The organism is Nitrosococcus wardiae (assembly GCF_004421105.1).
Taxonomy (GTDB): Bacteria; Pseudomonadota; Gammaproteobacteria; order Nitrosococcales; family Nitrosococcaceae; genus Nitrosococcus; species Nitrosococcus wardiae.
Window position 1 is genome coordinate 3930102 of sequence record NZ_CP038033.1, and the last position, 22984, is coordinate 3953085.

The following is a 22984-nucleotide window of genomic DNA, read 5'->3' on the forward strand; positions in this document are numbered from 1 at the left end:
GGAAATTCCCTGCTCTTTAACATTTTGATCCTTAAAGGAAAATAGAAAACGCATACCTGGTCGCCTTTGTTTTACAGCCATCCTCACCTAGTGGCCTATAAGACCTGAGGGAAATCGGACCAAAGCCACCGGTGGCGACAGGAGGTCACCGCTGAGTGTCCAGAGGAAGTATTCGCAGCGCACCTTGGCTGGTCCATCCACGCAGGCTGCAGGCCACTAACCGAGAAATGGCTATAAATACCGACAGGCATCTCAACCTGGGCGGTTGGGCTAGGTAAATAACTCAAAAGGAGAAAAACCAATGAAAAAACGTTTTTGCTTTGCACTGCTTGGGGTAATCGCTTTTTCTCTGTTTTTTTCTAGCGCGCGGGCAAGCGAGGCTGCATTTGCTCCAGGACTCCGGGAACTCCAGGAAGTCGCCCAGTATAATTTTGCGATCCACATCTTGGCGATGTTACTGGTAGGCTTCGGTTTTCTTATGGTGTTCGTCCGAAGATACGGCTTCGGCGCCACCACCGGCACCTACTTGGTGGTGGCGGTCAGCCTACCCCTCTACATCCTGTTTCGTGCTTATGGCATCTTTGGCCATCCACTCGATGCCCATTCGATTGAAGTTTTGCTGTTTGCTGAATTTTCAGGAGCGGCGGGACTAATTGCCATGGGTGCCGTACTCGGCCGTCTGCGAGTCTTTCAATACGCTTTATTGGCGCTGCTTCTCGTTCCCGTGTATCTGTTAAATGAATGGCTGGTACTCGATGGCGCTTTGGGGATCACCCGAGGGTTCGTGGATACCGCCGGTTCAATCATCATTCACGCCTTTGGCGCTTATTTTGGCTTGGGGGTCTCCATTGCCCTGACTACAGCTCATCAGCGCAGCCAACCGATCAACTCGGATGCCACCTCAGATCGTTTTACCATGCTCGGCTCTATGGTGCTGTGGCTTTTCTGGCCTAGTTTCGCCACCGCGATTGTCCCTTTAGAACAAATGCCGCAGACGGTGATCAACACCATTCTTTCCTTATGCGGGGCCACTCTCAGTACTTACTTTTTAAGCACGTTGTTCCACAAGGGTAAAACGTCGATGGTCGATATGGCAAACGCCGCCCTCGCGGGTGGTGTGGCCATCGGCTCGACATGCAATATCGTGGCACCGGCAGGGGCTTTCGGAATTGGTCTGCTGGCTGGGGCGATTAGTGTTATCGGCTATGTATTCATTCAACCGATGTTGGAATCGCGCTTTGAAACCGTCGATACCTGCGGCGTCCATAATTTACACGGAATGCCAGGACTAGCGGGCGGGTTGATTGCCATCATGGTCGTACCCAATATAGCCATGGCTCAACTTATGGGCATTGCCGCCACTGTCGCTCTGGGTCTTGGAGGCGGCCTCATTGCCGGGGCGTTGATCAGGCTTACGGGAACAACCCGCTTAGCATACGAGGACGCAGAGGAATTTACTCACGTCGAGGCCCTAGCCCTGGAGAGCAAACTTGCCGCGTCCCGGGAAAAGGAGGCACAAACCTAGCGTACTTTATCTCTTTTCCCCAGAAACTTGCGTAAGAGCCCCCTCCTCCGGCTTTAGTCGGGGGAGGAAGGGCAGTATACTTGTTAAATATGGATTATTCTCCACTCACCGCCCTTTCTCCCATCGACGGCCGCTATGCCGATAGAGTCGATGCCCTGCGCCCCATTTTCAGCGAATATGGGCTTTTGCGTTTTCGGGTCACGGTAGAAGTACGGTGGCTGCAATTACTAAGCGCCAGGCCATGTCAACAGTTTCATCTCTCGGCTCATCTTGCGAAAAGAATCTGCGCCGGCCAGTCCAGCATGCTGCAATAAACCATATTCACTATGAGCGGCACCGACCGGAAGAAACCGTTTTGTACAAGTTGGTGCAAGAAAACGTGGAAACCTTCTTTGCTCAAGTTGAGACAGAGACCGGGTCGGGGCTGCCCGATTTTGTCAAAGAGGAATTTGATGCATTTCTTGAGTGTGGCATTTTAGCGTATGGCTTCCTGCGCCTGCGCTGTACCGACTGCACCCATAAGAAGCTGGTGGCTTTTTCTTGCAAACGGCGCGGATTCCGTCCTTCGTGTGGTGGACGGCGCATGGCGCAAACGGCGGCTCACCTGGTCGATCACGTCATCCCCAATGTACCCGTGCGCCAATGGGTGCTTTCACTGCCAATTCCACTGCGCTATCTATTCGCCGCCCATCCGCATCTGATCTCACCCGTATTGCAGGTCATTTCGCGCGCCATCTCTACTTTTCTGATCAAACAGGCCGGATTAAAACGGCGTGATGCACAAACTGGTGCGATTACGCTTATTCAGCGCTTTGGTTCGGCCGCCAATCTCAATATCCATCTGCATTGCCTGGTACTCGATGGCGTCTATCGCATGCAAAACGGCGTACCGAAATTCTGCCCTGTACACACACCGACGACTGAACAACTGCAGGGGTTGCTCAGCCAGATCATCCAACGCATCATGAAAGCATTAACTCGACATGGCGCGCTTATTGAGGAGGAGGGCATGACCTACCTTGCCGACATGGAATCGGATGTTGCTTTAGCTCCGCTGCAATCGGCGGCCTGTACCTATCGGATTGCGCTCGGTCCCCGGGCAGGACAGAAGGTGTTGATGTTAAGACACGACTTGGAAGGTTAACCTCAAAATGCGGGGATAGGTATAGAGTTAAGCAGGCATTAGTCGCTCCAGAATCTGCTCCTGAGATTGCCCTTGTGTAAAGAGTCCCTGCGCACGAAGTGCAACATTTGGCCGAGGGCCTGGCGGGTGAGGGTATAGCGCTTCTGACCGAGGGTGTGCTGTTGGTTTTCAACAAAGGCGAATCGTTCAGATTTTCTGCCTCCTGCCGGGGTGCGCTGAAGCAGCGACTGCGCTACGCAACTCAAGCGGAAGTGGCGTTTGACCGCTTCCTCCTTGCGCACCTGAGCCGCTTCCAGTCCCACAGCTTGTTTGCAGAACTCATGAAAGATTTCCACCGGCCAGCGGTAGCTCCACACCCGAATGACCCGTCCCCCTTCCCAGTGCAGGGCGTCAGTGAGTAAAAAACGGGGTTGATCCTGGAGGTCACCTTGCAGGGACGAAAGCTTTCGGGATGGTGCTGGCGCAACTCGGCGGCGATCTCATCGACCCGGCGCCACTGCCCCTGCCATTGAATGAGCCGCGAGCTTTCTAGCTCAGACACCCAATGCTTCCCCTGCTGTTCAATGAATTGGGTTAATGGGAATGATAACACCCCGTTATCAAACGCGTAGTGGGCTTGCGGAAAATGCCCTTCGCCTTCGAGTTGGTGCACAATCTCTACGGCCATTTCCGTGCGCTTGCGGTAGGACAAGCGGTTTTTCTGATAATGGAGCAAGTCGATAAATCGCTGCCGTGCCTGCTCTAAATCGGGGTAGTCCTCTTGAGCCGTCATGTTCAAATAACCTAACTCTTCTGCCTGATAGGGGGGAAACTGCACCTCGACCGCCACACCATCGACCCGCTGGGCATTGGCCACCACTGCGGTGACCAGCGTCTGGTGGCGGCTCATCCGCCCTTCCACATAGTCATACGCACGCTTGGTAGCATAAATCTTTGGTCCCCGCTCATGATGGACATAGGTCCAATCCAGGCTCATCACTTCCAAGCCCCGTCCCCGATGGGCTCCCGACACCACCGCTCGATGCCGGGGCATTAACCCTTCACTGTCCCAGCCCGCCTCAAATACCCCCGCGTGCATCGCCCGCCGACTCACCCCTTGAGATTCCAGCCATACCTGCTGAGTGTAAATCCCTTGCAGCGTTTTGTTTGCACTGAGCAACACACCGGTCACATACCGGCTCACATGTTCAAAACCCGCCTCCCGGCAAAACAGATCCCGGTAAGGCCTAGACCCTCTTTAATGAAGCAGGGAACACTTACTAAGGGTAGCCACATCTCTGAGCATTTCCTTGAGCTATTTTCCCCCGATCATGCCTTTCATGACGTTAACTTTCCAAGTCGTGTTAAGAACTGCGCCTGCACAAAGTGCGCTGCCGCAGTCTGTTGCTGCATGCTGTGTCAACGCACACGGTTTCAGCCTGCATGCCGGGGTACGTTGCACCATGAACCAGCGGAGTAAACTGGAACGCCTGCGCCGCTATACCACCCGGCCCGCGATTGCTGATGAAAGGCTGGCACGCAATAAAGAAGGGCAGGTGGTGTTATACCAATTCTAAATTTTGTAGTTCCAAGGAGGGTGGTGACAAGGTATTGTGGTAGGACAAAGGGAGGAGGAACTGGAGACCTAGAACGATGCCTGCTTTGATAGAGTTGCCTGAGAGATTATATGCGCACGATTTTGCTGAATTGGCTCGAGGGGAGTTGGACGGTCGGGTCCGGGTACGATGGTTGGCCTTGGCGCATCTTCAGGAGGGGCGAAGCCCTCGGGAAGTGGGGATGATGCTCAAGGTCCATGAGAAGACGGTGCTAAAATGGCTCAGGCGTTTTAGGGCCGGGGGTGTAGAAGGAATGGCCGAGCAGCCGGGTGGTGGAGCAAAACGGCGGTTGAAAGCCGAGCAGGAGCCCCAATTGAAGGCGCTTCTTGCCCAAGCGCAGGCGAAGCGCTCAGGCGGACGGCTGAGGGGAGAGGAGATCCGGGCCTTACTTGCTGAACACTTTGGAGTGGAGTACTCGCTTAGCGGGGTGTATGTGGTACTGCATCGGGCCGGGTTGTCCTGGATCAGCGCCCGCTCCAAGCACCCCCAGCGAAATCCCCAGGCACAAGAGAGGTTTAAAAAAACTTCGCTGAGCAGGTAGCCGCGGTGCTGCCCGAGGGTGTGGAACGGACCCAGGTCGATATTGGGTTTCAGGATGAGATGCGGGTAGGCCAGCAAGGCACGCTCACCCGCCTTTGGGCGCCCCGTGGCACCCGCCCGCGGGTGGTCCGTCAACAGCAGTCCGCTTACACCTATGTCTTTGGCGCGATGTGCCCGGCCCGTGATGAAGCCGTGGGGCTCGTGTTGCCGGTGGCAAACACCGAGGCGATGGCCCTCCCCTTGCAGGCGATTTCGGAGCGGGTAGCTGAAGGTCGTCATGCGGTCGTTGTGGTCGATGGGGCGGGCTGGCATGGTGAGCGGGCGGCCGAGGGGAGGAACAACCTTTCGCTGCTAAAACTTCCGCCCGCTTCGCCGGAACTCAACCCCGTGGAGTTGCTGTGGCAACCACTTCGCCAGCGTGACCTCGCTAACCGGTGCTTTAAGGATAATGAGGACCTTGTGCAGGCCTGTTGCGAGGCATGGAATGCGTTCACGGCTCTCCCCGGTACGCTCCAACGATTGGGCACGCGCTCGTGGGCGACTTTGGAGCCCTAATTATTAGGAATGGTATTAGATAATTTGGGTCTACGACATATAGATGCCCAGGTTCGCTCGATACCGAGAAAGAAGCCGCCCTGTGGATCAGCTGAGCAGGGTTCTCCTCGAAATCCTCGCACAATTGTACGGACCGATTTTCTTGATACGCATTTGCCGCAAACCAGCAAGCAACATGTGGTGATTTGGTGAGGTCGATAAAGAACGATCTCCATCCATAGTGCTGGAGAACTGCTTGGGACATTCCCATTGACAGGGAATGGTAGTCCAGCCCGGTAAACGCTCGGATCAGTGCCTTAGAGTAGTGTGTCCACTTGAACATTAGGGGCGGCATGCATCCATGCCGGTCGAACGAACTCGGAATGTTCAATTGACCATATGCGTTAAGGTAATGCCTAGTTTGGCCGCGAAAAAGGTGTGTTCCATCGAAACGAGTTACCGCTCGCTGTAGTTCCACCAATGACTTAATCTGGATCTCCTGCATCAGACTGCCGTGTGCCTAATATCTAAGTATTTAACTTTTTTTCATGGTATCCCAAAGTTTGGTCGCAGTTATGACGCAAGTAGCCATTCAACATGGGTAATCAGCACCTCATCCCCATCCCATCTAAGCTTTGTTCCGCCACCAACCACCGAAAGCACCAGGTTGCCTCTGTCTTGTCCTTCGGCTTAATCCTTATAATCTTTAGCTAAACACCAGCGTCCGGCAGTACTCCTCGCGTGCCTGGATGACGCTCCAGGGGCTCCCGCGTGCTTGCGGGCAACCTTCCTAAACCGCCACAAAGCATGCCAGGACTCGAACTCCCACATCATGTCCTCAAGGGTATAGGGCTCCGGTAGCCGCTTAACAATACCCAGTACCTTGATACCGCGGGCCTATCCTCGCCCCAGATAAACTCATGACAGGCCTCTTCTGAGGCTTCCCTATCATTGCCGAATAGACATTGCTCGGGCTCGGGGGGCTTGTCCTTGAATACTGCCTCCAAAGATCCAAATCAGTCGATGAGTTCTTTGTAAATAGCGGTTCTCTCGACGGCATCCTGGCATAGGCTATCCAAGTCAAAGGCTCCAGAGGTGCTGAAAGCTGCCATAAACTTGTTGCCCGTTCCCTTCATAGCTATATCCCCGGTGCTAGCACAGTCTGCCATCCAAAGAGCAAGGTCCAGATGAGGGCTCCCTGTGGGGTGCTTATTCTTGGGTCTGGGGGCACGTATGGCCAATGCCTGGCCTTACCTTTCGCCTCTGGCGGGGAGAATAGGGCCCAATGTTCTGGATTATCCATGTTCCGCTTAGCCCGCCGTAAGGTGGTCTCGCTAACCCCTCGCTGCTTCCCTAGCTGGCGATGGCTCAAGCCCGGTAGCCGCTTTATTATGCTGGCGGCCAGTTGGGTTAAATCGTATTGTTGTAGCCTTATCGTTTTGTTGCCGTGATGGTGCAGTTTTTAAGGGTAAGAAAATCGCTCTAGAGCACTCAAGGTCTCCAGGGGTTTACATCCCGCCTCTCCCCGACCCAGCCGATAGTGATTACGGTCCTTTCTTCATGGCAACAAAAATGACCTCTTTCCAACTCACCCCATTGCGCCCTATCGAGCAGCTTCTGCGGACGACCCGCGATCGAGGAAAAACATTAACAAGCCAAAAAAACATCAATAAATTTCATAATGGATTACCACACCGCTGATTCCTTACCGAGGGTCATGTGGTTTCCGGCCGTGGCAGATACCGCTCGCAATGGCGCCGGTCGGTATCCCACAAGCCCGCGATGCCCTCCGGTTCCCCTTGGACGCAATGCCCCATGTGCGGGTGGTCGATCCGTTGAAAATGGGCACAGTCCCCACAGCAAACCGGCTGAGGGCGCGGTATCGGTCGATGGGCAATCCGATTCCAACACCAGGGGCAGCCCTGCACCTCGCCAGAGAACCACAGCCAGATGGGCCCGCAATTCTGACAGATGGCAGGCTCGGTATAGGAGGGCGGTCGTTTTCCCTCATCCATCATCCGCCGTTGCACCAGCGCTTGGGAAAAGGTCACCAACGTGTCCTGGGGGAGGCTGCCGTTAAGCCAATCCTCAAGGTCCTCCGGAGTGAAGGCCTTCCGTACTTCCCTGGGGGTGAGGGGCAATCCATGGCAAGCCTCGGCCAAGGCCTCCAGCAGTTGGGACTCTGCTTCCTCGGAATCTCTATTCCTAGACGCAGAATTCGCATAATCCGCAGAAGGGTCCGGTTCAGGGGGTTTTTGCGAATTATGCGAGAAGGGGTCAGGCCTTTCATTTCATCAAATGAAGAGATAAAGGGGTCAAGGTCAGTGGACCATAGGGGACAGACCATGGTTTCGGTTTATCAATGGTCGTTGGAACGGGTCGGGCTTCGGTATTGCGGTTTTCTGAAAGCAGAACCGGGTCAGGCTTCGGTGCGGTTTCGGATCAACACGTAAGTTTCATCGCTAATAACATCAACAAATTATGGCAACTACCAACAGAACCTAAGAGGTTTTTGCGTTGGGTTTCACCCAGGTTTCTACCCGTAAATGCTCGATACGACCGAATTCGCGTATGTTGTTAGTGACCAACTCAAGGTTCAGCGCCAGTGCATGGCCGGCAATTTGCATATCCCAGGAGCCGATGGGTTGACCGCGGCGTTTGAGCGCCAAGCGCAGCCGTGCCGTTTGTATCGCCGCTTCAGTAGACCAGGGCAAAGCCGGCACTCGCTGGGTAAGTTGCTGTAATGCTTGAAGGTTTTTCTCAGTATGACGGCTTTGGAGAGCGCCAAAATAGAGTTCGTGGTAAGTAACGACCGAGATGCCGACGCTGCCTGGCGCGAGATGCGCAAACCGATCACGCACCTCGGCAGGCTGTCGATTGATGATGTAAATGCAGATATCTGTGTCCAACAAATAGCGCAACTCAGTCAAAGACAGTCTCCCGCTCTTGTAACGGTGGTTGTTCCCGGCCCTCGCTCATGAAATCGTCCGAGAAACTGCACAAGGCTTCCCACGCGCCGAGTAAATTCTTTTCGACGGGACGGATAATTAATTCATTGCCATGGCGAACGATTTCGACTTCGCCTTCTGGTAAAGCGAACTCCGCCGGCAAACGAACCGCCAGGGAATTGCCGTTTTTAAAAACCCGAGTCAGCATGATAGACCTCTGCATTAATGTACACACTTAAAATACACCTTAGCATAATCCGACTATCGACACAGGATTATTTTTCAACTTCGGGAAAGGGGGTCACGTCAGGAAGAGGCCAGGCCTTTCATTTCATCAAAAATATACTATGCTGCTTTACATGTCGAGAAAGCCACGCATTCACTCTCAGGAATAGCGCGAAAATAAAAATAGTCAGACTATCCATCATTTCCTACATTTCCCACATAGGATATTTATAATCAGCAATTTACATCATGCAGTATTAGCGACTAAACCGACATCCCCTCCTACATCTGACTAAAATTGAGCCAGTCATAGACCGGCTCTTCGGGCTTCCTTAACCTTATTCCCTGGATGCCTATACCTTCCTCTCTACGAAGGCTTATTACATCAACCCTCAAGCAATTTTTGAGCATATCCTCGACTTTTGCTCTAAATCGCCGTATGGATAAAGGCTCCCTTCCATTCTGGCGACACCATTGAAGGTAGTTCGGGTAGAGGTAGCTCCCTTCCATACGGTAGTGAACACCGCCCATGTCTTTAACCTCTTGCTTTATCCCCACTCGAGTCCATTCGCCTCGGCTCGGAATACAGTTTTCCATCACCCAATCCGCGACCGGGTTACTGTCGCGCATGGCCTCAATATTCGCGCCTATCACGCTTGAGGGTGGGTGGGCGATGGCGTGCTCCATTTCCTCTATCGGCATATCCAACAACCAGCCAATGAGCCCCGGAATCTCAACGTGGAGTTGCGCTTCACCTCCGCGCTTTTCCCATTCCTCTTTTTCTTCCTCAGTGAGGGTATGGGCGACCACCCGCTCAAAGGGCACCGTGACCCGCCGACGCTCTAGCCCGCTATTGCTATGCGCGTTTAAGTTGACACGACAAGGGGGAGAGGTTAGCTTTTTATCTATTGAATACCCAGTGAGCTAGGAGGAAGTGAAAATGCCCGCCCCTTACTCGAATGATTTACGTCAAAAACTGATCACCTGCTATGAGCAGGGAGAACTGAGCCAGGAGGCGGTGGCGAAACGGTTTTTGGTTTCGGTGAGGACCTTCAAGCGGTGGTGGAAGCGCTACCAGGAACGTGAGCGCATTGCTCCGGAGCCGATGGGGGGCTGGGTGGAGCCGAAGGTCGATGAAGCCGGGGGGGCTCAAATCCGAGCGTGGCTCAAGGCGCGGCCGGAGTTAACGCTGGTGCAGCTGTGTGAACGCTATGAGCGCCACTTTGGGGTATCGATGAGCCGAAGTGCTATGGACCGCGCGTTGAAGCGGCTGAACCTCACGCGAAAAAAAAGACGTTCTATGAGCCCACGCGCGAGAGCGAGCCGGTCCAACGACAGCGGGCCGCCCATCAAGAACGCCTCTGCGCGTATGCCCCCGAAGAGCTGATTTTTCTCGATGAAATGGGGGCGGTGTTAAACCTGACTTTAGAATACGGTTGGGCTCCCAAAGGTCAGCGGGCCTATGGGGAAAAACCCACTTCTCGGGGGCAACGCATTAGCACCCTCGGGGCGCTTTCCTCCCCGGGGCTGGTCACGGCCATGTGCTTTGAGGGCACTTTAAACGGGGCCGTCTTTCTCTATTTCTTAGAGCATTTCTTGTGCCCCCAACTCAAACCAGGCCAGTGTGTGATTTTGGATAATGCCGCCGCCCATCACGTCGAGGGGGTCGCTGAACTCATTGAGCAAACCGGTGCTGAACTCCTTTATTTACCTCCCTACTCCCCTGATCTTAACCCCATTGAAATGGCCTGGTCCCAGGTGAAACACCGGCTCCGAAAAGCCCAAGCGCGAACCAAAAAAGCCTTATATGAGGCCCTCGCTCAGGCCCTCCACACCCTTACGCCAGAGCAGGCCAAAGCCTATTTGGGGCATGTGGGCATCCGGGACTAACCTCATACGCAAAGGCGCGATGGGCTTCTTTATTCTCCAGACTAAAGTGTCGACCTAAACGGGAAATGCTGTAATCGGAAAATCCCGCCGGAATTCTTCGATTTTATTATCATCGACGAGTGCCACCGCTCCATCTACAACCTATGGCGGCAGGTCATCGAGTATTTCGACGCCTATCTGATTGGCCTCACTGCCACCCCGGATCACCGCACCTATGGCTTCTTCCATAAGAACGTGGTGAGTGAATATGGCCATGAACAGGCCGTGGCCGATGGGGTCAATGTGGGCAATGAGATCTATGTGATTGAGACCCAGCGGACCCGGCAGGGAGGCACCCTCAAGGCCCATCAGCAGGTGGAGAAACGCGAGCGCCTTACCCGCAAGCGGCGCTGGGAGATCCAGGACGAAGACAAGGCTTATTCGGCCCAACAGCTGGACCGGGACATCGTCAACCCGGACCAAATCCGCACGGTGATTCGCACTTTCAAGGAAAAGCTGCCCGAAATCTTCCCCGGCCGCAAAGAGGTGCCCAAGACCCTCATTTTTGCTAAGACCGACAGCCACGCCGATGACATCATCCAGATCGTTCGGGAGGAGTTCGGCGAGGGCAACCCGTTCTGCAAGAAGGTGACCTACAATGCCCGCGAAAACCCCAAGTCCGTGCTCAATGAATTCCGTAACGACTACTCTCCTCGAATTGCGGTCACGGTGGATATGATCGCCACCGGCACCGATGTCCGGCCTCTGGAATGCTTGCTGTTCATGCGCGATGTGAAAAGCCGCAACTACTTCGAGCAGATGAAAGGACGCGGCACCCGTACCCTGGACGCCGATGGCCTCAGGAAAGTGACCCCTTCGGCCCCCAGCGCCAAGACCCACTATGTCATCGTGGATGCCATCGGGGTCACGAAATCACTGAAAACCGCCAGCCAGCCCCTTATTACTCAACCTTCGGTGCCCCTCAAAGAGTTGGCCATGGGGGTGATGATGGGGGCCCGCGATGAGGATACGGTGTCCTCCCTGGCCGGCCGGCTAGCTCGTCTCGACAAACAGCTCGATGACAAGGATAAGGCCCGCATCCGGGAAGCTGCCGGTGGCAGGACCCTCACCGACATCGTCAGCGCTCTCGTTCAGGCCATCGACCCGGACCGGATCGAGGAAAAGGCCCGGGACATGACCGGTGCCGGTGAGCCGGGAGACAGCGAGCGTGAACAGGCCCGGGACCAATTGGTGGGACAAGCCGCCCAGGTCTTCACCGGCCCGTTGATTGAGCTCATTGAGGGGATCCGCCGGGACAAGGAGCAGACCATCGACCATGACAATCTGGATACCCTGCTTCGGGCCGAATGGGCCGGCGACAGCGCCGAGAATGCCAAGACGTTGGTTCAGGAGTTTGGGCAGTACCTCCATGAACACCGTGACGACATTGAGGCCCTGGCGATTTATTTCAGCCAGCCCGCTCGCCGTGCCGAGGTGACCTACGCCATGATTCAAGCTCTAGCAGAGCGGCTGAAGCAAGATCGCCCCAAGCTTGCCCCGCTACGGATCTGGCAAGCCTACGCCCACCTGGATGACTACAAGGGCGATAACCCCCTTAGCGAACTCACTGCCCTGGTGGCCCTCATTCGCCGGGTCTGTGAACTGGACCCCACTCTCTCCACCTACGCCGCCACCGTACGTCGCAATTTCCAGCACTGGATCATGCACCACCATAGCGGCGCGGGGGAGAAATTTAACGAGGCGCAGATGGCCTGGCTACGGATGATCCGGGACCATGTGATCAGTTCTTTTCATTTCGAACGGGACGATCTAGAGAGGGCGCCCTTTGATGGCCAGGGTGGCATGGGGCGGATGTATCAGTTATTTGGGGAGAGAATGGATGAGGTGATTGAGGAGTTGAATCGGGAGTTGGTGGCGTGATGGGTAGCAACGACAGTGGCATCCCTGATAACTGGGTAAATTCAACACTTGGTGATGTTTGTAGCCAACCCCAATATGGCTATACAACAAAGGCTTCGAACAAAGGAAATCTACATCTTCTACGAACAACCGACATTACGTCAAGAAAGATAACTTGGGAAACTGTGCCTTTTTGTTCTGACAATCCTGACGATCCAGAGAAATATCTTCTGGAAGACGGAGACATAGTTATCTCTCGGGCTGGATCAGTCGGTGTTAGCTACCTAATACAAAAGCCCGAGAGATCAGTCTTTGCATCATACCTAATCAGATTTAAGCCATTTATTGATCGAAAGTTCTTTAAGTATTTTCTTGACGGGCCACTCTATTGGAATGCTATCTCGGAAAATAGACTTGGCATAGCCGTTCCAAACGTAAATGCCAGCAAACTGAAAAGAATTTCTCTGCCAGTTCCCCCACTCAACGAACAACGCCGCATCGTCGCCAAGCTCGAAGAACTCTTCTCCGAACTGGACAAGGGCATCGAAAGCCTCAAAACCGCCCGCGAGCAACTGAAAGTCTATCGCCAGGCCGTGCTCAAGCACGCCTTTGAGGGCAAGCTCACCGCGAAATGGCGTGAAGAGAACAAGGATAAGCTAGAGTCGCCCGAGCAACTCCTTGCCCGTATCCAGCAGGAGCGGGAAGCCCGCTACCAGCAGCAGCTGGAGGAATGGAAGGCTGCTGTTAAGGCGTGGGAGGATGGAGGGAAAAAGGGGAAGAAGTTGGGGAAGCCACGTGCCCTAAAGCAATGGGCCAAATTGCCTGATGAGGTTCAGTCCGTTTTACCTAGTATTCCTACATGCTGGGTGTGGGAGAAACTTGGATGGATGACATGCGGCGTTGAGTACGGGACGGCTGCAAAATCATCAGAGTCCGGTTCAGTACCGGTGATCCGAATGGGGAATATCCAGAATGGAATGATTGACTGGCAAGATCTGGTCTTTACTTCAGATGAAGCTGAGATCGAAAAATATTCACTTAAGTCAGGTGATGTTTTGTTTAACCGAACCAACAGCCCAGAGCTTGTAGGTAAGACAGCAATCTATCGTGATGAACGCTCTGCTTTATTTGCTGGATATCTTATTCGAGTGAACCATATTGCTTCGATCGTAGACAGCCAGTATCTAAATTTTTTCCTCAATTCTTACGTGGCGAAGCAGTATGGGAATACAGTCAAGACTGATGGCGTGAATCAGTCGAACATCAATGGAGAAAAGCTTCAAAGCTATCCGTTTCCTTATTGCTCACTGACCGAGCAGGTCGAGGTTGTGCGAGTCCTTGAAGAAAAGCTCTCTATGACAGATCGCTTGATGCAGGATATCGACGCAGAATTGGATAAGTACCACTGCATAAATTATGGGGTATAATTTTAGTCATTGCGATGGTGATTGGGCGAGGAGAGAGCATTGAGGGCTATCGCGTTATCTGAAGTAGAAACGAGGACGCTGGAAGAGGTTGTGAAAAACCATCACCATGCCCGGCAGCGGATGCGCGCCCACGGGCTATTGTTAAGCCATCGGGGTTTTAAAATCGATGAGATTGCGCAGGCCTATGCGGTGGACCGGGAGACGGTGGTGCGCTGGTTTAACCGTTGGGAGCAGTGGGGAATTGTCGGTTTACAAGACCAAGTGCGTAGCGGACGACCGGAGAAGTTGACCCCCCCAAGAGCAAGGATGGGTGCAACAACTATTTAAAGTCCATGCCCGTGCACCGAAACGGATTGCCGGAGAGATTTTTAAACAGACGGGAAAGCAAGTCAGTGTGGACACTATCCGACGGCTGGGGAAAAAAAACACGGCTGCGGTGGAAACGCATTCGCCGGTCTTTAAAGGACAAAAGAGACCCGCACGCTTTTGAGCAGGGGAAGCAAGTGATTGAAGTCCTGAGGACCCAGTGCGCCCAAGGAGACATTGACCTGTATTTTTTCGATGCCAGCGGTTTTTCTCTCACCCCGTGTGTGCCTTATGCTTGGCAGCCGCTCGGCGAATGGATCGAAGTGCCTATGGCCAAAAGTCGACGGGTCAACGTCCTGGGATTTCTCCATCCCCAAGGGCTTCTGCACCCCTTTGTCTTTGAAGGCAGCGTGGATACCGAGGTGGTCATTGCCGCTTTCGATGCCCTTTGCCAAACCCTCACCCGACCCACTTGGGTGGTGCTGGATAATGCCCCTCAGCACACCAGCCAGGCTTTCAAAGCCCGTCTCCCCGAGTGGGAAAAAGCCGGGCTTTTCCTCTACTACCTGCCTCCCTATTGCCCTGAACTCAACCTGATCGAAATCCTATGGCGCTTTATCAAATATCGCTGGCTTCCTTTTTCCGTTTATCAGTCCTATGCCACTCTTAAAGAAGCTCTTGAAAATAGACTCGCCAACTTCGGAAAAGAATACCACATAACTTTTGCTTAGGTACTTAGGTCAAAAACTCTTCGCCAATCCATCCTCCAAAAAGCCTTCTCTGGCCAGCTCGTTCCCCAGAACCCCAAAGATGAACCCGCCTCCAGGCTGCTGGAACGTATTCGCACCGAGAAGGAAAAAATGCCAAGCCCAACTCGGCGTGCCCGCAAGCCGACGGCAAGTCGACGCCTCAGGAGGGAAACTGGGATCGGGGAGAGTACCTCAGACGAGGCAATCATGATCAAAACTGGTATAAAAGAAAGGGTGATGAAGTAATGAGGGACCGCCATGTTATTGGATGAGCTGCGTGCTAAAAAAGAGGTCATCGCCACGTTGGGGGATCAGTATGGCGCCCGCCACATTCGGGTTTTTGGCTCCGTCGCCAGGGGCGAGGAGCAGCCCGATAGCGATGTGGACTTTCTGGTGGAGTTTCCCCGGGGCTATGACCTATTCGCGCAACGCCTGCCCTTGACGGAGCGACTGGAAGCGTTGCTCCAGCGGCGAGTGGAAGTGATCCCGGAGCATGAACTCAACAGGCATCTTCGTGACCAGATATTGAAGGAGGCCGTGGAGCTATGACCAAGTCATGGCAACCTTATGCCAAGCCTATCCTCGATGCCATTGCCAAAATCCGCCGCATCGAGGCACGCGGTGAACTCACCCAAGATGAGATACTTTACGATGCGGCCTTACGCAACCTGCAAACCTTGTCCGAGGCCACCCAGCTGTTGCCGGAAGAGAAGAAAGCAAGTTGCCCCGAGATCCCTTGGCGGGAGATCAGCGGTTTTCGCAACATCCTGGTACACCACTACCTGGGTGAGATCGACCCGCTTACCGTGAAGACAGTCATTACCCAGCACTTACCACCACTCGAAGCCTGCGTCCGAACCCTGCTCATCAACGCGGGTGAAACGGATCGATGAATACCGCCCCCATCATCTCCAAGGTCTGGAGCTTTTGCACCACCCTGCGCGACGACGGCGTGGGTTATGGGGATTATCTGGAACAGCTTACTTACCTCATCTTCCTCAAGATGGCGGACGAATACAGCAAGCCGCCCTATCGTCGCCAGGTGGGTATTCCGTCGGAATATAGCTGGCAGAGCCTCAAAGCCAAGCGGGGAGCGGAGCTGGAAGGTCACTATATCGAGTTGCTGCGGGCGCTAGGCACCCGACCAGGGATGCTCGGTCAAATCTTCACCAAGGCCCAGAACAAGATCCAAGACCCGGCCAAGCTCTATCGTCTCATCGACATGGTGGACAGCACCCAATGGGTGATGATGGGCGCCGATATCAAGGGCGATATCTATGAAGGCTTGCTAGAGAAAAACGCCGAGGACACCAAATCCGGCGCGGGCCAATATTTCACCCCCCGCGCCTTGATTAAGGCGATGGTGGAGTGCGTGCGTCCCGAGCCGGGCAAGACTATCGCCGATCCGGCTTGCGGCACGGGCGGGTTTTTCCTCGCCGCCTACGATTTCCTGACCGATCCGAAACACTATTCACTCGACAAGACCCAGAAGACCTTTCTCAAGCATGAGACCTTCCATGGCAACGAGATCGTCGCCAATACCCGCCGCCTCTGCTTGATGAACATGTTCCTCCACAACATCGGGGAAATCGACGGTGAGAGCACCGTCTCCCCTAACGATGCCCTGGTGGCCCCGAGTCACCGAACTTACGATTATGTGCTCGCCAATCCCCCCTTCGGCAAAAAGAGCGCCATGAGCTTTACCAACGAGGAGGGGGCACAGGAAAGCGACGATCTGACCTACAATCGTCAGGATTTCTGGGCCACTACTTCCAATAAGCAGCTCAATTTCGTCCAGCACATCCGCACCCTGCTCAAGACTACCGGCAAGGCGGCCGTGGTGGTGCCGGACAACGTGCTGTTCGAGGGGGGAGCCGGCGAGACCATCCGCCGCAAGCTGCTAAAGAACACCGATTTTCACACCATTCTTCGGCTGCCCACGGGCATCTTTTATCGCCCTGGTGTGAAGGCGAATGTCATCTTCTTCGATAACCGTGAAGCCTCGCCGAATCCCTGGACTAAGGCCGTGTGGGTCTACGATTACCGGACCAATATCTACCATACCCTGAAAAAGAAGCCCATGCGGTACGAGGACCTGGCTGAATTCATTGCCTGCTACCATCCAACGAACCGGCATAAACGCAAGGAGACCTGGCATCCGGAGAAAAATCCGGAAGGACGCTGGCGCAAATTCAGCTATGAGGCACTGGTCGCCCGAGACAAGACGAGCCTGGATGTGTTCTGGCTCAAGGATAAAAGCCTTACCGATCTCGACAACCTCCCCGAGCCCGAGGAATTGGCGGAGGAGATTATCGAGAACCTGGAAGCGGGCCTGAACAGCTTCCGGGAAGTGCTCGCCGGGCTGACGGCAGGGGGGAGTCAGGGATAGATGAACACGGATCTATTCTTTTACCGCCTCTCCACAAGCCGTATTGGTGACTAGACCATATCAGGCGCTTTGGTGAATCGGGACCACTTCCGCCCCCGCCTTGAGCTTGTCAAGGTAATCCGCCCATGCCTGCATCATCTTCCGCCGCTCCGGCAGGTGTGCCGTCCGGTTGTAGGCGCGGCCATTGGGGTCCCGTACGGCATGGGCAAGCTGATGTTCGATGAAGTCGGGCCGAAAGCCCAAGACTTCATCAAGAATGGTTCGCGCCATGGCCCGGAAACCGTGGCCCGTCATCTCTTCCTTGGCAATCCCCATGCGCCGCATCGCGGCCAGAATGGCATTGTCACTCATGGGTCGGGCCGTGCTCCGTGCGCTGGGGAAGACGTAGCGCCCGCGTCCGGTCAGAGGATGCAGCTCCTGTAGGAGGGCCACTGCCTGGTGGGAAAGGGGCACGATATGGGGCATATTCGTCTTGGTCACGAGATAGCGCCACTCGGCGGCCTCCAGGTCGATGTCAGCCCATTCGGCCTTGCGCAGTTCACCGGGGCGAACGAAGACCAGCGGCGCGAGGCGCAGGGCACAACGCACGGTGAGGGTGCCTTCATAGCCGTCGATGGCCCGGAGTATCTCGGCAATCTCTTTCGGTTCGGTGGCGGCGGCGAAATGTTGGCTCTTGACCGGGGGTAAGGCACCCCGCAGATCGCCAGAAGGATCCCGTTCAGCGCGTCCCGTGGCCACCGCGTAGCGGAATACCTGGCCACAACTACTCAGTGCCCGGTGGGCGGTTTCCAGGGCCCCCCGCTGTTCAATTCGGCGGATGACCTCGAGGAGTTCAGGGGCGGCAATATCGGCCACGGGCCGGCCACCGATCCAGGGGAAGATATCGCGTTCCAGTCGGCGGATGATCCGGTCGCCATGACTTGCCGACCAGTGGGGAGCATGTTTGGCCAACCATTCCCGCGCCACCACCTCAAAGCTGTTTGCCGCCCGGTCTTCCCTCGCGGCCTTCTTCGCCTTACGGTGCTCGCTGGGGTCGATCTCATTAGCCAGCAGCTTACGTGCCTCGTCGCGCCGTTCGCGGGCCTCCTTTAAAGACACCTCGGGATACACGCCCAGGGACAGCCGTTTCTCCTTGCCCCCAAAACGGTATTTCAATCGCCACCACTTGCCCCCACTGGGGGCCACTTCCAGATAGAGCCCCCCGCCGTCAAATAGCTTTTTGGGCTTGTCGCTAGGCTTAGCATTACGAATGGCGGTATCCGTCAACGGCATGGGGGCAACTCCTTAGTGGGGCAACTCACTTGCCCCGAATGTTGCCCCCACTTGCCCCCGGATGTCAATGGACAGTCCTGGATCACTACGGCCTTTATAAACGAAAAAATCCCGTATTTACACGGGATTATGGACTGTCTTGGATGGTGCTGGATGGTGAATTGGTGGAGGCGGCGGGAATTGAACCCGCGTCCGCAAGCACTCCGCCTTTGGTTCTACATGCTTAGCCCGGTCATTAATTTAACCGCCTGCTACCCGACGGGCAGGGAAGACAAACGGCGATCCCAGTGAGGTTTTAACGGGTCCGCCCTGGGAGAGCTTCACCGCGATCTTGTGAGAGTCGACGCCTGAAATCTGAACGCACAAGCACGGCTTCAGTCAGACGGCACCCTACTGGGTTTTAAGCAGCGAGTGCGTAGTTGTCGTCGTTGGCAACTATAATTTTGCAGCGTGATTAGCGAGGTCACTGCACCTCGGCATGCTCCTCAGGTTTTGCTACCCGCGTCGAAGCCAAGTCGCCCCCTTAGGAATTCTTTTTAGAACCCACTTTCTGCTATCTTGCGTCAGAAACCGGTCCTTCCGAAATTTACTTAATGAGACAGTGTAACCAAAACAGAAGTTCCCCGCCAAGGGGCTTAGAATTTATCTTAGCGAATCTTTAGCAGCCGCTCTTTTTGTCGAGACCACTCTTTCTCCCTTTCAACCGCACGCTTGTCGTATTTATGCTTACCCTTGGCCAAAGCAATCTCCAATTTCACCCGCCCCCGCTTCCAATATAAAGCCAGAGGCACCAAAGCGTAGCCCTTGCGTTCCACCGCCCCAATGAGTTTACGCAGTTCTTCGCTATGGAGGAGCAACTTTCGGGTTCTAAGGGGATCAGGGCGGATATGGGTCGAGACCGTGTTTAAAGGGGTGATGTGAGCGCCGAACAGCCACGCCTCCCCCCCTTTGAGAAGGCAGTAACTCTCGCTCAACTGCACCCGCCCCGCCCGTAGGCTTTTGACCTCCCAACCTTCCAGGACAAGACCCGCCTCGTAACGCTCCTCAATGAAATAGTCATGGCGGGCCTTGCGGTTTAGGGCAATAGTATTGCTTGGAGTACCCGACTGTTTCTTTTTGCTTTTAGCCATGTTATCAGTATAACAGGTTAACCATGAGAACCCTTGCCCCTGTGACCTTGAGCCTGAAGAAAAATTCGCCCACAATCTGGCCTCCGATGAATTCTCCGAAAGGATAAAGGATGACAAGCCAGCGTACCTCTATTCACGGCCAGTGGTCTTCCCGCTGGATTTTTCTACTTGCCGCGACCGGTTCTGCCGTGGGCCTGGGCAATATCTGGAAATTTCCCTATGTGGCCGGTGAAAATGGCGGCGGGGCCTTTGTGCTCATTTATATTATCTGTATTGTTCTGATGGGCGTTCCCATCATGATGGGCGAGATTATGTTGGGCCGCCGAGGTCGCCAAAGCCCCATTAATACCATGCGTACTATCGCCATAGAGGAAAATAAAAGTCCAAGCTGGCAATATTTGGGTTGGCTCGGCGTCATTGCCGGGTTTTTAATCATGTCCTACTACAGTGTTATCGCTGGTTGGACCCTGGCTTACATCTTTCGCACCGGCGCTGGGATGTTTGCGCAGGCCACAGCAGAAAATGTTGAGGGCCTATTCAATCAACTGGTGAGCGATCCAGAGCGGCTGTTGGCTTGGCATACCCTCTTTATGGTCATGACCACCGTAGTGGTTTCCCGAGGCGTTAAAAGCGGTCTTGAACAAGCGGTCCGCTTCTTAATGCCGGCGCTTTTCATCCTGCTTTTGGTGCTCGTGGGTTATGCTATCAACACCGGAGAGCATTTTTACCAAGGGCTTCAGTTCATGTTCGAACCTAATTTCGATCAGCTCACTGCCAAGGGAGTATTGGCTGCCATGGGGCAGGCCTTTTTTAGCTTGAGCCTGGGCATGGGGGCTATCATGGTGTACGGTTCATATCTCAACCGTCAGACTTCAATCGCCTGGGCCGCCCTTTCCATCTCTTTTGCCGATACCTTAGTCGCCATGCTGGCAGGATTGGCGATTTTTCCCCTGGTCTTCGCCAATGGTCTCGCCCCGGATCAAAGCGTGGGGTTAGTGTTCAAAACCTTACCCTTGGCCTTTGGGCACATGCCGGGCGGCTCTTTCTTTGGGGCTCTTTTCTTTCTCTTGCTCGCCTTTGCTGCCTGGACTTCCGCGATTTCATTGGTTGAACCCGCGGTCGCCTACCTGGTGGAAAATCTCGGCATGAGCCGGGTCAAAGCCTCCGCGTGGATAGGCACTATGATTTGGTTGCTTGGCATGGGCAGCCTTCTTTCCTTCAATCATTGGTCGGACGCCACCCTCTTCGGCATGACCTTTTTTGGCTTGGTCGATTACCTGACTTCTAATATCATGTTGCCCTTGGGCGGCCTATTTATTGCCATATTTGCCGGCTGGGTCCTATGGCGCAGTTCCAGTGTTGAGGAATTTGATATGGGTGATGGATTATGGTATCGACTATGGCTTACTCTGGTTCGTTTTGTTGCCCCCTTCGCGGTAATTATTATATTTCTTCATGCTATTGGTGCTCTTAACTGGCTAAACCGTATGTTCTCATGACTACATTAAATCGCAGCGCTTTAGTCCCTTATACCCCGGCTGAGATGTTCTCTCTGGTAGATGACATCGAATCCTACCCGAAGTTTCTTCCCTGGTGTCGCAGCACCCAAGTCCACAGCCGGGATCAGGATGAGGTCTACGCCACTATCGAACTGGCCCGGGGTGCTATCCATAAATCCTTTACCACACATAATCGGTTGCAAAAAAACAAAATCATTGAAATGCGCCTGGTGAAGGGACCTTTCCATCACCTTGAAGGCTTTTGGCGTTTTGATTCCATTGGTGAATCAGAAGGCTGCCGGATTTCACTCGCCATGGAGTTTGAATTTTCGAGTCGGCTTATTAGCATGGCCCTAGGTCCCATATTTAGTGAAATCACGGCGACACTGGTGGATGCTTTTTGTGAGCAGGCTAAAGAGTGTTATGGCCGACGCTAAAATGATCACCGTTGAGGTGGCCTATGCCCGCCCTGACAAGCAGGTCATCCTTAAGGTCTCAGTGCCTGAAAACGCCACTTTGGAAACCGCCATGCGGGCCTCGGGTATTTTGGAACAGTTCCCCGAGATTGATCTCAACCAAAACAAAGTGGGTATCTTTGGCAAGCTGGCCAAGCGGGATGGCCCGCTCCGCTCCGGTGATCGGGTAGAAATCTACCGCCCCTTATTAGCCGATCCTAAACAAGCCCGCCGGGAGCGGGCCACCCAAACGCGGCAAACGAAGTCGGCGGATACCCCCTCCCTCTAGGGAAAATTACGGGAGGGAACCGGGGCCTCGATACTGTCATCCCCTTTGGAAGAGGGCAAGGCGGTATCTTCACCTTTTTCTAGCAAGTCCGATTCTGGTGGTGTCTCCTCGGAAGAAACATTGCCGAAACCGAGCGCATTCATCAAACCGCTTAGCAGGCCCCCTTCCTCCTGGCGTGTCGGCACCAGGATCGTGGTCGTGCGATATTCCTCTTCGCGCTGCGATTCCTGCTGCGAGCTGACCTTAACATTGCCGCTCACATGGGAAAGCTCATCGTCCTCGAACCACACCGTAATGGTACGCTGCTCCCGGCGTCCATTGCCCGGTTTAAAGCTATAAATATAGTGCCACTGGTCAGGGCGGAAGGTATCCACCAGCAGCGGATTACCCAAGACAAAACGCACTTGCTGTTTACTCATCCCTGGATTTAGTTTCCCCAACATCTCTTGGGTAATGACATTGCCTTGCTGGATATCGATTCGATAAACTCCAGGCACGCGCTCAATACTGCACGCAACCAGCGCAACACTTGCACATCCAATGATAAAAATGAGAAGCTTAGGCATTATTGATATTTATCGTATAATTTAAAGTGAGATTCGCAAGCGGCTATCCTCGTTCAAGTACCGGAGGGTGATGATACCTGATAGTCGCGCTAAATAACATTCTTTGACGAGGGTAAATACCTTGGAAAGCCAAGACCTACGCAAAGCTGGCCTTAAGGTAACCCTGCCGCGCCTTAAGGTACTGGAGATCCTGGAAAACAGTTCTCAACGTCATATGAGCGCGGAGGATGTCTATAAGGCCCTACTCGAGCAGGGAGAGGAAATCGGACTTGCCACTGTTTACCGCGTACTCACCCAGTTCGAAGCCGCTGGCCTTGTCTCTCGCCATCACTTTGAGGGCGGTCAAAGCGGCACCGGCCATTCCGTATTCGAAATGGATAGTGGCGAGCACCATGACCACCTATTATGCGTCCGCTGTGGCAAAATTGAAGAATTTGTAGATGAAGTCATTGAAAAACGTCAAGAAGAACTAGCCCGTAAAGCCGGCTTCGATATGACGGATCACTGCCTCTATATTTATGGTATCTGCGCTGATTGCCAGCAGGCAGAGCTTGGTAAAGGGAGCAAAATCAAGCAAGGTTGAAATCCCTATAGATCCCGCT

The 22984-nt window shown here is 54.1% G+C and carries 28 protein-coding genes, 1 other RNA gene and 3 pseudogenes; 20 read left to right on the forward strand and 12 right to left on the reverse strand.

Features of this window, described 5'->3' with window-relative positions:
• The first annotated feature begins 301 nt into the window (after positions 1-301).
• From E3U44_RS18630 to E3U44_RS18640, 3 genes and pseudogenes are all read left to right on the forward strand, one after another.
• Positions 302-1525: an ammonium transporter family protein gene (locus tag E3U44_RS18630; RefSeq protein ID WP_134359536.1), complete on the forward strand. Its 1224-nt coding sequence runs from the start codon at positions 302-304 to the stop codon at positions 1523-1525.
• Positions 1526-1614: 89 nt separating this feature from the next.
• Positions 1615-1767: pseudogene (locus E3U44_RS18635) on the forward strand (adenylosuccinate lyase); the annotation flags it as partial.
• 113 nt (positions 1768-1880) lie between these two features.
• Positions 1881-2669: a transposase zinc-binding domain-containing protein gene (locus E3U44_RS18640; RefSeq protein ID WP_166805130.1), complete on the forward strand. Its 789-nt coding sequence runs from the start codon at positions 1881-1883 to the stop codon at positions 2667-2669.
• 38 nt (positions 2670-2707) lie between these two features.
• On the opposite strand, the gene E3U44_RS19740 is transcribed toward E3U44_RS18640, so the two are convergent.
• The gene (locus tag E3U44_RS19740; protein ID WP_206054848.1) at positions 2708-2950 is read right to left on the reverse strand and encodes a hypothetical protein; all 243 of its coding nucleotides are present in this window, start codon (positions 2948-2950) and stop codon (positions 2708-2710) included.
• Positions 2911-3852 carry a hypothetical protein gene (locus E3U44_RS19470; protein WP_206054849.1) on the reverse strand — a complete coding sequence of 314 codons (942 nt, stop codon included), beginning with the start codon at positions 3850-3852 and terminating at the stop codon, positions 2911-2913. Before E3U44_RS19470 ends, E3U44_RS19740 begins: the two co-directional genes overlap by 40 nt.
• Positions 3853-3988: 136 nt before the next feature.
• Here E3U44_RS19470 and E3U44_RS20465 point away from each other — a divergent pair, with 136 nt between their 5' ends.
• The 3 genes from E3U44_RS20465 (at position 3989) to E3U44_RS20475 (ending at position 5359) form a co-directional block, all read left to right on the forward strand.
• Positions 3989-4225, forward strand: coding sequence for a transposase (locus E3U44_RS20465; protein WP_276321994.1), 237 nt, complete (start codon positions 3989-3991; stop codon positions 4223-4225).
• Between the two features lie 76 nt (positions 4226-4301).
• Positions 4302-4805, forward strand: a complete 504-nt coding sequence (locus E3U44_RS20470; RefSeq protein WP_134359539.1) for an IS630 family transposase — start codon at positions 4302-4304, stop codon at positions 4803-4805.
• 5 nt (positions 4806-4810) lie between these two features.
• A complete protein-coding gene (locus E3U44_RS20475; protein WP_134356954.1) occupies positions 4811-5359 on the forward strand; it encodes an IS630 family transposase in 549 nt (182 codons plus the stop codon).
• Here E3U44_RS20475 and E3U44_RS20760 read toward each other — a convergent pair.
• From E3U44_RS20760 to E3U44_RS18690, 6 genes are all read right to left on the reverse strand, one after another.
• Positions 5295-5843, reverse strand: a complete 549-nt coding sequence (locus E3U44_RS20760) for an FRG domain-containing protein (RefSeq protein WP_134359540.1) — start codon at positions 5841-5843, stop codon at positions 5295-5297. The genes E3U44_RS20475 and E3U44_RS20760 overlap by 65 nt on opposite strands.
• 633 nt (positions 5844-6476) lie before the next feature.
• Entirely contained in the window at positions 6477-6710 is a 234-nt protein-coding gene (locus tag E3U44_RS18670) for a hypothetical protein (RefSeq protein WP_134359541.1), read from the reverse strand.
• Between the two features lie 343 nt (positions 6711-7053).
• Positions 7054-7500: a hypothetical protein gene (locus E3U44_RS18675; protein WP_134359542.1), complete on the reverse strand. Its 447-nt coding sequence runs from the start codon at positions 7498-7500 to the stop codon at positions 7054-7056.
• 339 nt (positions 7501-7839) lie between these two features.
• Entirely contained in the window at positions 7840-8268 is a 429-nt protein-coding gene (gene vapC, locus E3U44_RS18680) for a type II toxin-antitoxin system tRNA(fMet)-specific endonuclease VapC (protein ID WP_240761661.1), read from the reverse strand.
• Complete coding sequence (locus tag E3U44_RS18685) at positions 8261-8509, reverse strand: antitoxin (protein ID WP_240761662.1); 249 nt, start codon at positions 8507-8509, stop codon at positions 8261-8263. Before E3U44_RS18685 ends, vapC begins: the two co-directional genes overlap by 8 nt.
• A 284-nt stretch (positions 8510-8793) precedes the next feature.
• Entirely contained in the window at positions 8794-9336 is a 543-nt protein-coding gene (locus tag E3U44_RS18690) for a primase-like DNA-binding domain-containing protein (RefSeq protein WP_134359543.1), read from the reverse strand.
• A gap of 115 nt (positions 9337-9451) precedes the next feature.
• Here E3U44_RS18690 and E3U44_RS18695 point away from each other — a divergent pair.
• The 10 genes and pseudogenes from E3U44_RS18695 to E3U44_RS18740 form a co-directional block, all read left to right on the forward strand.
• Positions 9452-9763 (forward strand): annotated as a pseudogene (locus E3U44_RS18695) (helix-turn-helix domain-containing protein); the annotation flags it as partial.
• Positions 9742-10401 carry an IS630 family transposase gene (locus E3U44_RS18700; RefSeq protein ID WP_134357485.1) on the forward strand — a complete coding sequence of 220 codons (660 nt, stop codon included), beginning with the start codon at positions 9742-9744 and terminating at the stop codon, positions 10399-10401. The pseudogene E3U44_RS18695 and the gene E3U44_RS18700, both read left to right, overlap by 22 nt.
• Before the next feature lie 81 nt (positions 10402-10482).
• Positions 10483-10593: pseudogene (locus E3U44_RS20480) on the forward strand (DEAD/DEAH box helicase family protein); the annotation flags it as partial.
• Between the two features lie 42 nt (positions 10594-10635).
• A complete protein-coding gene (locus E3U44_RS18705; RefSeq protein ID WP_240761663.1) occupies positions 10636-12321 on the forward strand; it encodes a type I restriction-modification enzyme R subunit C-terminal domain-containing protein in 1686 nt (561 codons plus the stop codon).
• A complete protein-coding gene (locus tag E3U44_RS18710; RefSeq protein WP_134359924.1) occupies positions 12321-13727 on the forward strand; it encodes a restriction endonuclease subunit S in 1407 nt (468 codons plus the stop codon). Before E3U44_RS18705 ends, E3U44_RS18710 begins: the two co-directional genes overlap by 1 nt.
• Before the next feature lie 39 nt (positions 13728-13766).
• Positions 13767-14054 (forward strand): helix-turn-helix domain-containing protein, encoded by a 288-nt coding sequence (locus E3U44_RS18715; RefSeq protein WP_134359544.1) that lies wholly within the window; start codon positions 13767-13769, stop codon positions 14052-14054.
• Positions 14055-14119: 65 nt separating this feature from the next.
• Complete coding sequence (locus tag E3U44_RS18720) at positions 14120-14764, forward strand: IS630 family transposase (protein WP_166805132.1); 645 nt, start codon at positions 14120-14122, stop codon at positions 14762-14764.
• Between the two features lie 276 nt (positions 14765-15040).
• On the forward strand, positions 15041-15331 hold the full coding sequence (locus E3U44_RS18730; protein WP_134359546.1) for a nucleotidyltransferase family protein: 291 nt from the start codon (positions 15041-15043) through the stop codon (positions 15329-15331).
• Positions 15328-15675: a HepT-like ribonuclease domain-containing protein gene (locus tag E3U44_RS18735; RefSeq protein WP_134359547.1), complete on the forward strand. Its 348-nt coding sequence runs from the start codon at positions 15328-15330 to the stop codon at positions 15673-15675. Before E3U44_RS18730 ends, E3U44_RS18735 begins: the two co-directional genes overlap by 4 nt.
• Positions 15672-17171, forward strand: coding sequence for a type I restriction-modification system subunit M (locus E3U44_RS18740; RefSeq protein WP_134359548.1), 1500 nt, complete (start codon positions 15672-15674; stop codon positions 17169-17171). The genes E3U44_RS18735 and E3U44_RS18740 overlap by 4 nt, the downstream gene beginning before the upstream one ends.
• Positions 17172-17231: 60 nt before the next feature.
• Here the strand turns inward: E3U44_RS18740 and E3U44_RS18745 are convergent, their stop codons facing one another.
• The 3 genes from E3U44_RS18745 to smpB form a co-directional block, all read right to left on the reverse strand.
• Positions 17232-18443, reverse strand: a complete 1212-nt coding sequence (locus E3U44_RS18745) for a tyrosine-type recombinase/integrase (protein WP_134359549.1) — start codon at positions 18441-18443, stop codon at positions 17232-17234.
• 162 nt (positions 18444-18605) lie between these two features.
• Positions 18606-18966: a transfer-messenger RNA gene (ssrA, locus tag E3U44_RS18750) on the reverse strand.
• 124 nt (positions 18967-19090) lie between these two features.
• Positions 19091-19573, reverse strand: a complete 483-nt coding sequence (gene smpB, locus E3U44_RS18755; RefSeq protein ID WP_134359550.1) for an SsrA-binding protein SmpB — start codon at positions 19571-19573, stop codon at positions 19091-19093.
• A gap of 110 nt (positions 19574-19683) precedes the next feature.
• On the opposite strand from smpB, the gene E3U44_RS18760 reads away from it, so the two are divergent.
• Genes E3U44_RS18760 through E3U44_RS18770 form a run of 3 tightly spaced genes read left to right on the forward strand, consistent with a single transcriptional unit; the run spans position 19684 to position 21816 of the window.
• A complete protein-coding gene (locus E3U44_RS18760) occupies positions 19684-21072 on the forward strand; it encodes a sodium-dependent transporter (protein WP_134359551.1) in 1389 nt (462 codons plus the stop codon).
• Positions 21069-21509, forward strand: a complete 441-nt coding sequence (locus E3U44_RS18765; protein WP_134359552.1) for a type II toxin-antitoxin system RatA family toxin — start codon at positions 21069-21071, stop codon at positions 21507-21509. Before E3U44_RS18760 ends, E3U44_RS18765 begins: the two co-directional genes overlap by 4 nt.
• A gap of 1 nt (position 21510) precedes the next feature.
• Positions 21511-21816 (forward strand): RnfH family protein, encoded by a 306-nt coding sequence (locus E3U44_RS18770; protein ID WP_420812628.1) that lies wholly within the window; start codon positions 21511-21513, stop codon positions 21814-21816.
• Here E3U44_RS18770 and E3U44_RS18775 read toward each other — a convergent pair.
• Complete coding sequence (locus E3U44_RS18775) at positions 21813-22382, reverse strand: outer membrane protein assembly factor BamE (protein WP_134359554.1); 570 nt, start codon at positions 22380-22382, stop codon at positions 21813-21815. The genes E3U44_RS18770 and E3U44_RS18775 overlap by 4 nt on opposite strands.
• 121 nt (positions 22383-22503) lie before the next feature.
• Between E3U44_RS18775 and fur the strand changes: the two genes are divergently transcribed.
• Positions 22504-22965, forward strand: coding sequence for a ferric iron uptake transcriptional regulator (gene fur, locus E3U44_RS18780; protein WP_134359555.1), 462 nt, complete (start codon positions 22504-22506; stop codon positions 22963-22965).
• Positions 22966-22984 lie beyond the last annotated feature (19 nt).

Bases quoted from the DNA above. Each gene is read 5' to 3' on its own strand.
- E3U44_RS18630 (WP_134359536.1), top strand. From the start codon at position 302: ATGAAAAAACGTTTTTGCTTTGCACTGCTTGGGGTAATCGCTTTTTCT.
- E3U44_RS20465 (WP_276321994.1), top strand. From the start codon at position 3,989: ATGACGTTAACTTTCCAAGTCGTGTTAAGAACTGCGCCTGCACAAAGT.
- E3U44_RS20470 (WP_134359539.1), top strand. From the start codon at position 4,302: ATGCCTGCTTTGATAGAGTTGCCTGAGAGATTATATGCGCACGATTTT.
- E3U44_RS20760 (WP_134359540.1), bottom strand. From the start codon at position 5,843: ATGCAGGAGATCCAGATTAAGTCATTGGTGGAACTACAGCGAGCGGTA.
- E3U44_RS18685 (WP_240761662.1), bottom strand. From the start codon at position 8,509: ATGCAGAGGTCTATCATGCTGACTCGGGTTTTTAAAAACGGCAATTCC.
- E3U44_RS18710 (WP_134359924.1), top strand. From the start codon at position 12,321: ATGGGTAGCAACGACAGTGGCATCCCTGATAACTGGGTAAATTCAACA.
- E3U44_RS18730 (WP_134359546.1), top strand. From the start codon at position 15,041: ATGTTATTGGATGAGCTGCGTGCTAAAAAAGAGGTCATCGCCACGTTG.
- E3U44_RS18735 (WP_134359547.1), top strand. From the start codon at position 15,328: ATGACCAAGTCATGGCAACCTTATGCCAAGCCTATCCTCGATGCCATT.
- E3U44_RS18740 (WP_134359548.1), top strand. From the start codon at position 15,672: ATGAATACCGCCCCCATCATCTCCAAGGTCTGGAGCTTTTGCACCACC.
- E3U44_RS18745 (WP_134359549.1), bottom strand. From the start codon at position 18,443: ATGCCGTTGACGGATACCGCCATTCGTAATGCTAAGCCTAGCGACAAG.
- smpB (WP_134359550.1), bottom strand. From the start codon at position 19,573: ATGGCTAAAAGCAAAAAGAAACAGTCGGGTACTCCAAGCAATACTATT.
- E3U44_RS18760 (WP_134359551.1), top strand. From the start codon at position 19,684: ATGACAAGCCAGCGTACCTCTATTCACGGCCAGTGGTCTTCCCGCTGG.
- E3U44_RS18765 (WP_134359552.1), top strand. From the start codon at position 21,069: ATGACTACATTAAATCGCAGCGCTTTAGTCCCTTATACCCCGGCTGAG.
- E3U44_RS18770 (WP_420812628.1), top strand. From the start codon at position 21,511: ATGATCACCGTTGAGGTGGCCTATGCCCGCCCTGACAAGCAGGTCATC.
- E3U44_RS18775 (WP_134359554.1), bottom strand. From the start codon at position 22,382: ATGCCTAAGCTTCTCATTTTTATCATTGGATGTGCAAGTGTTGCGCTG.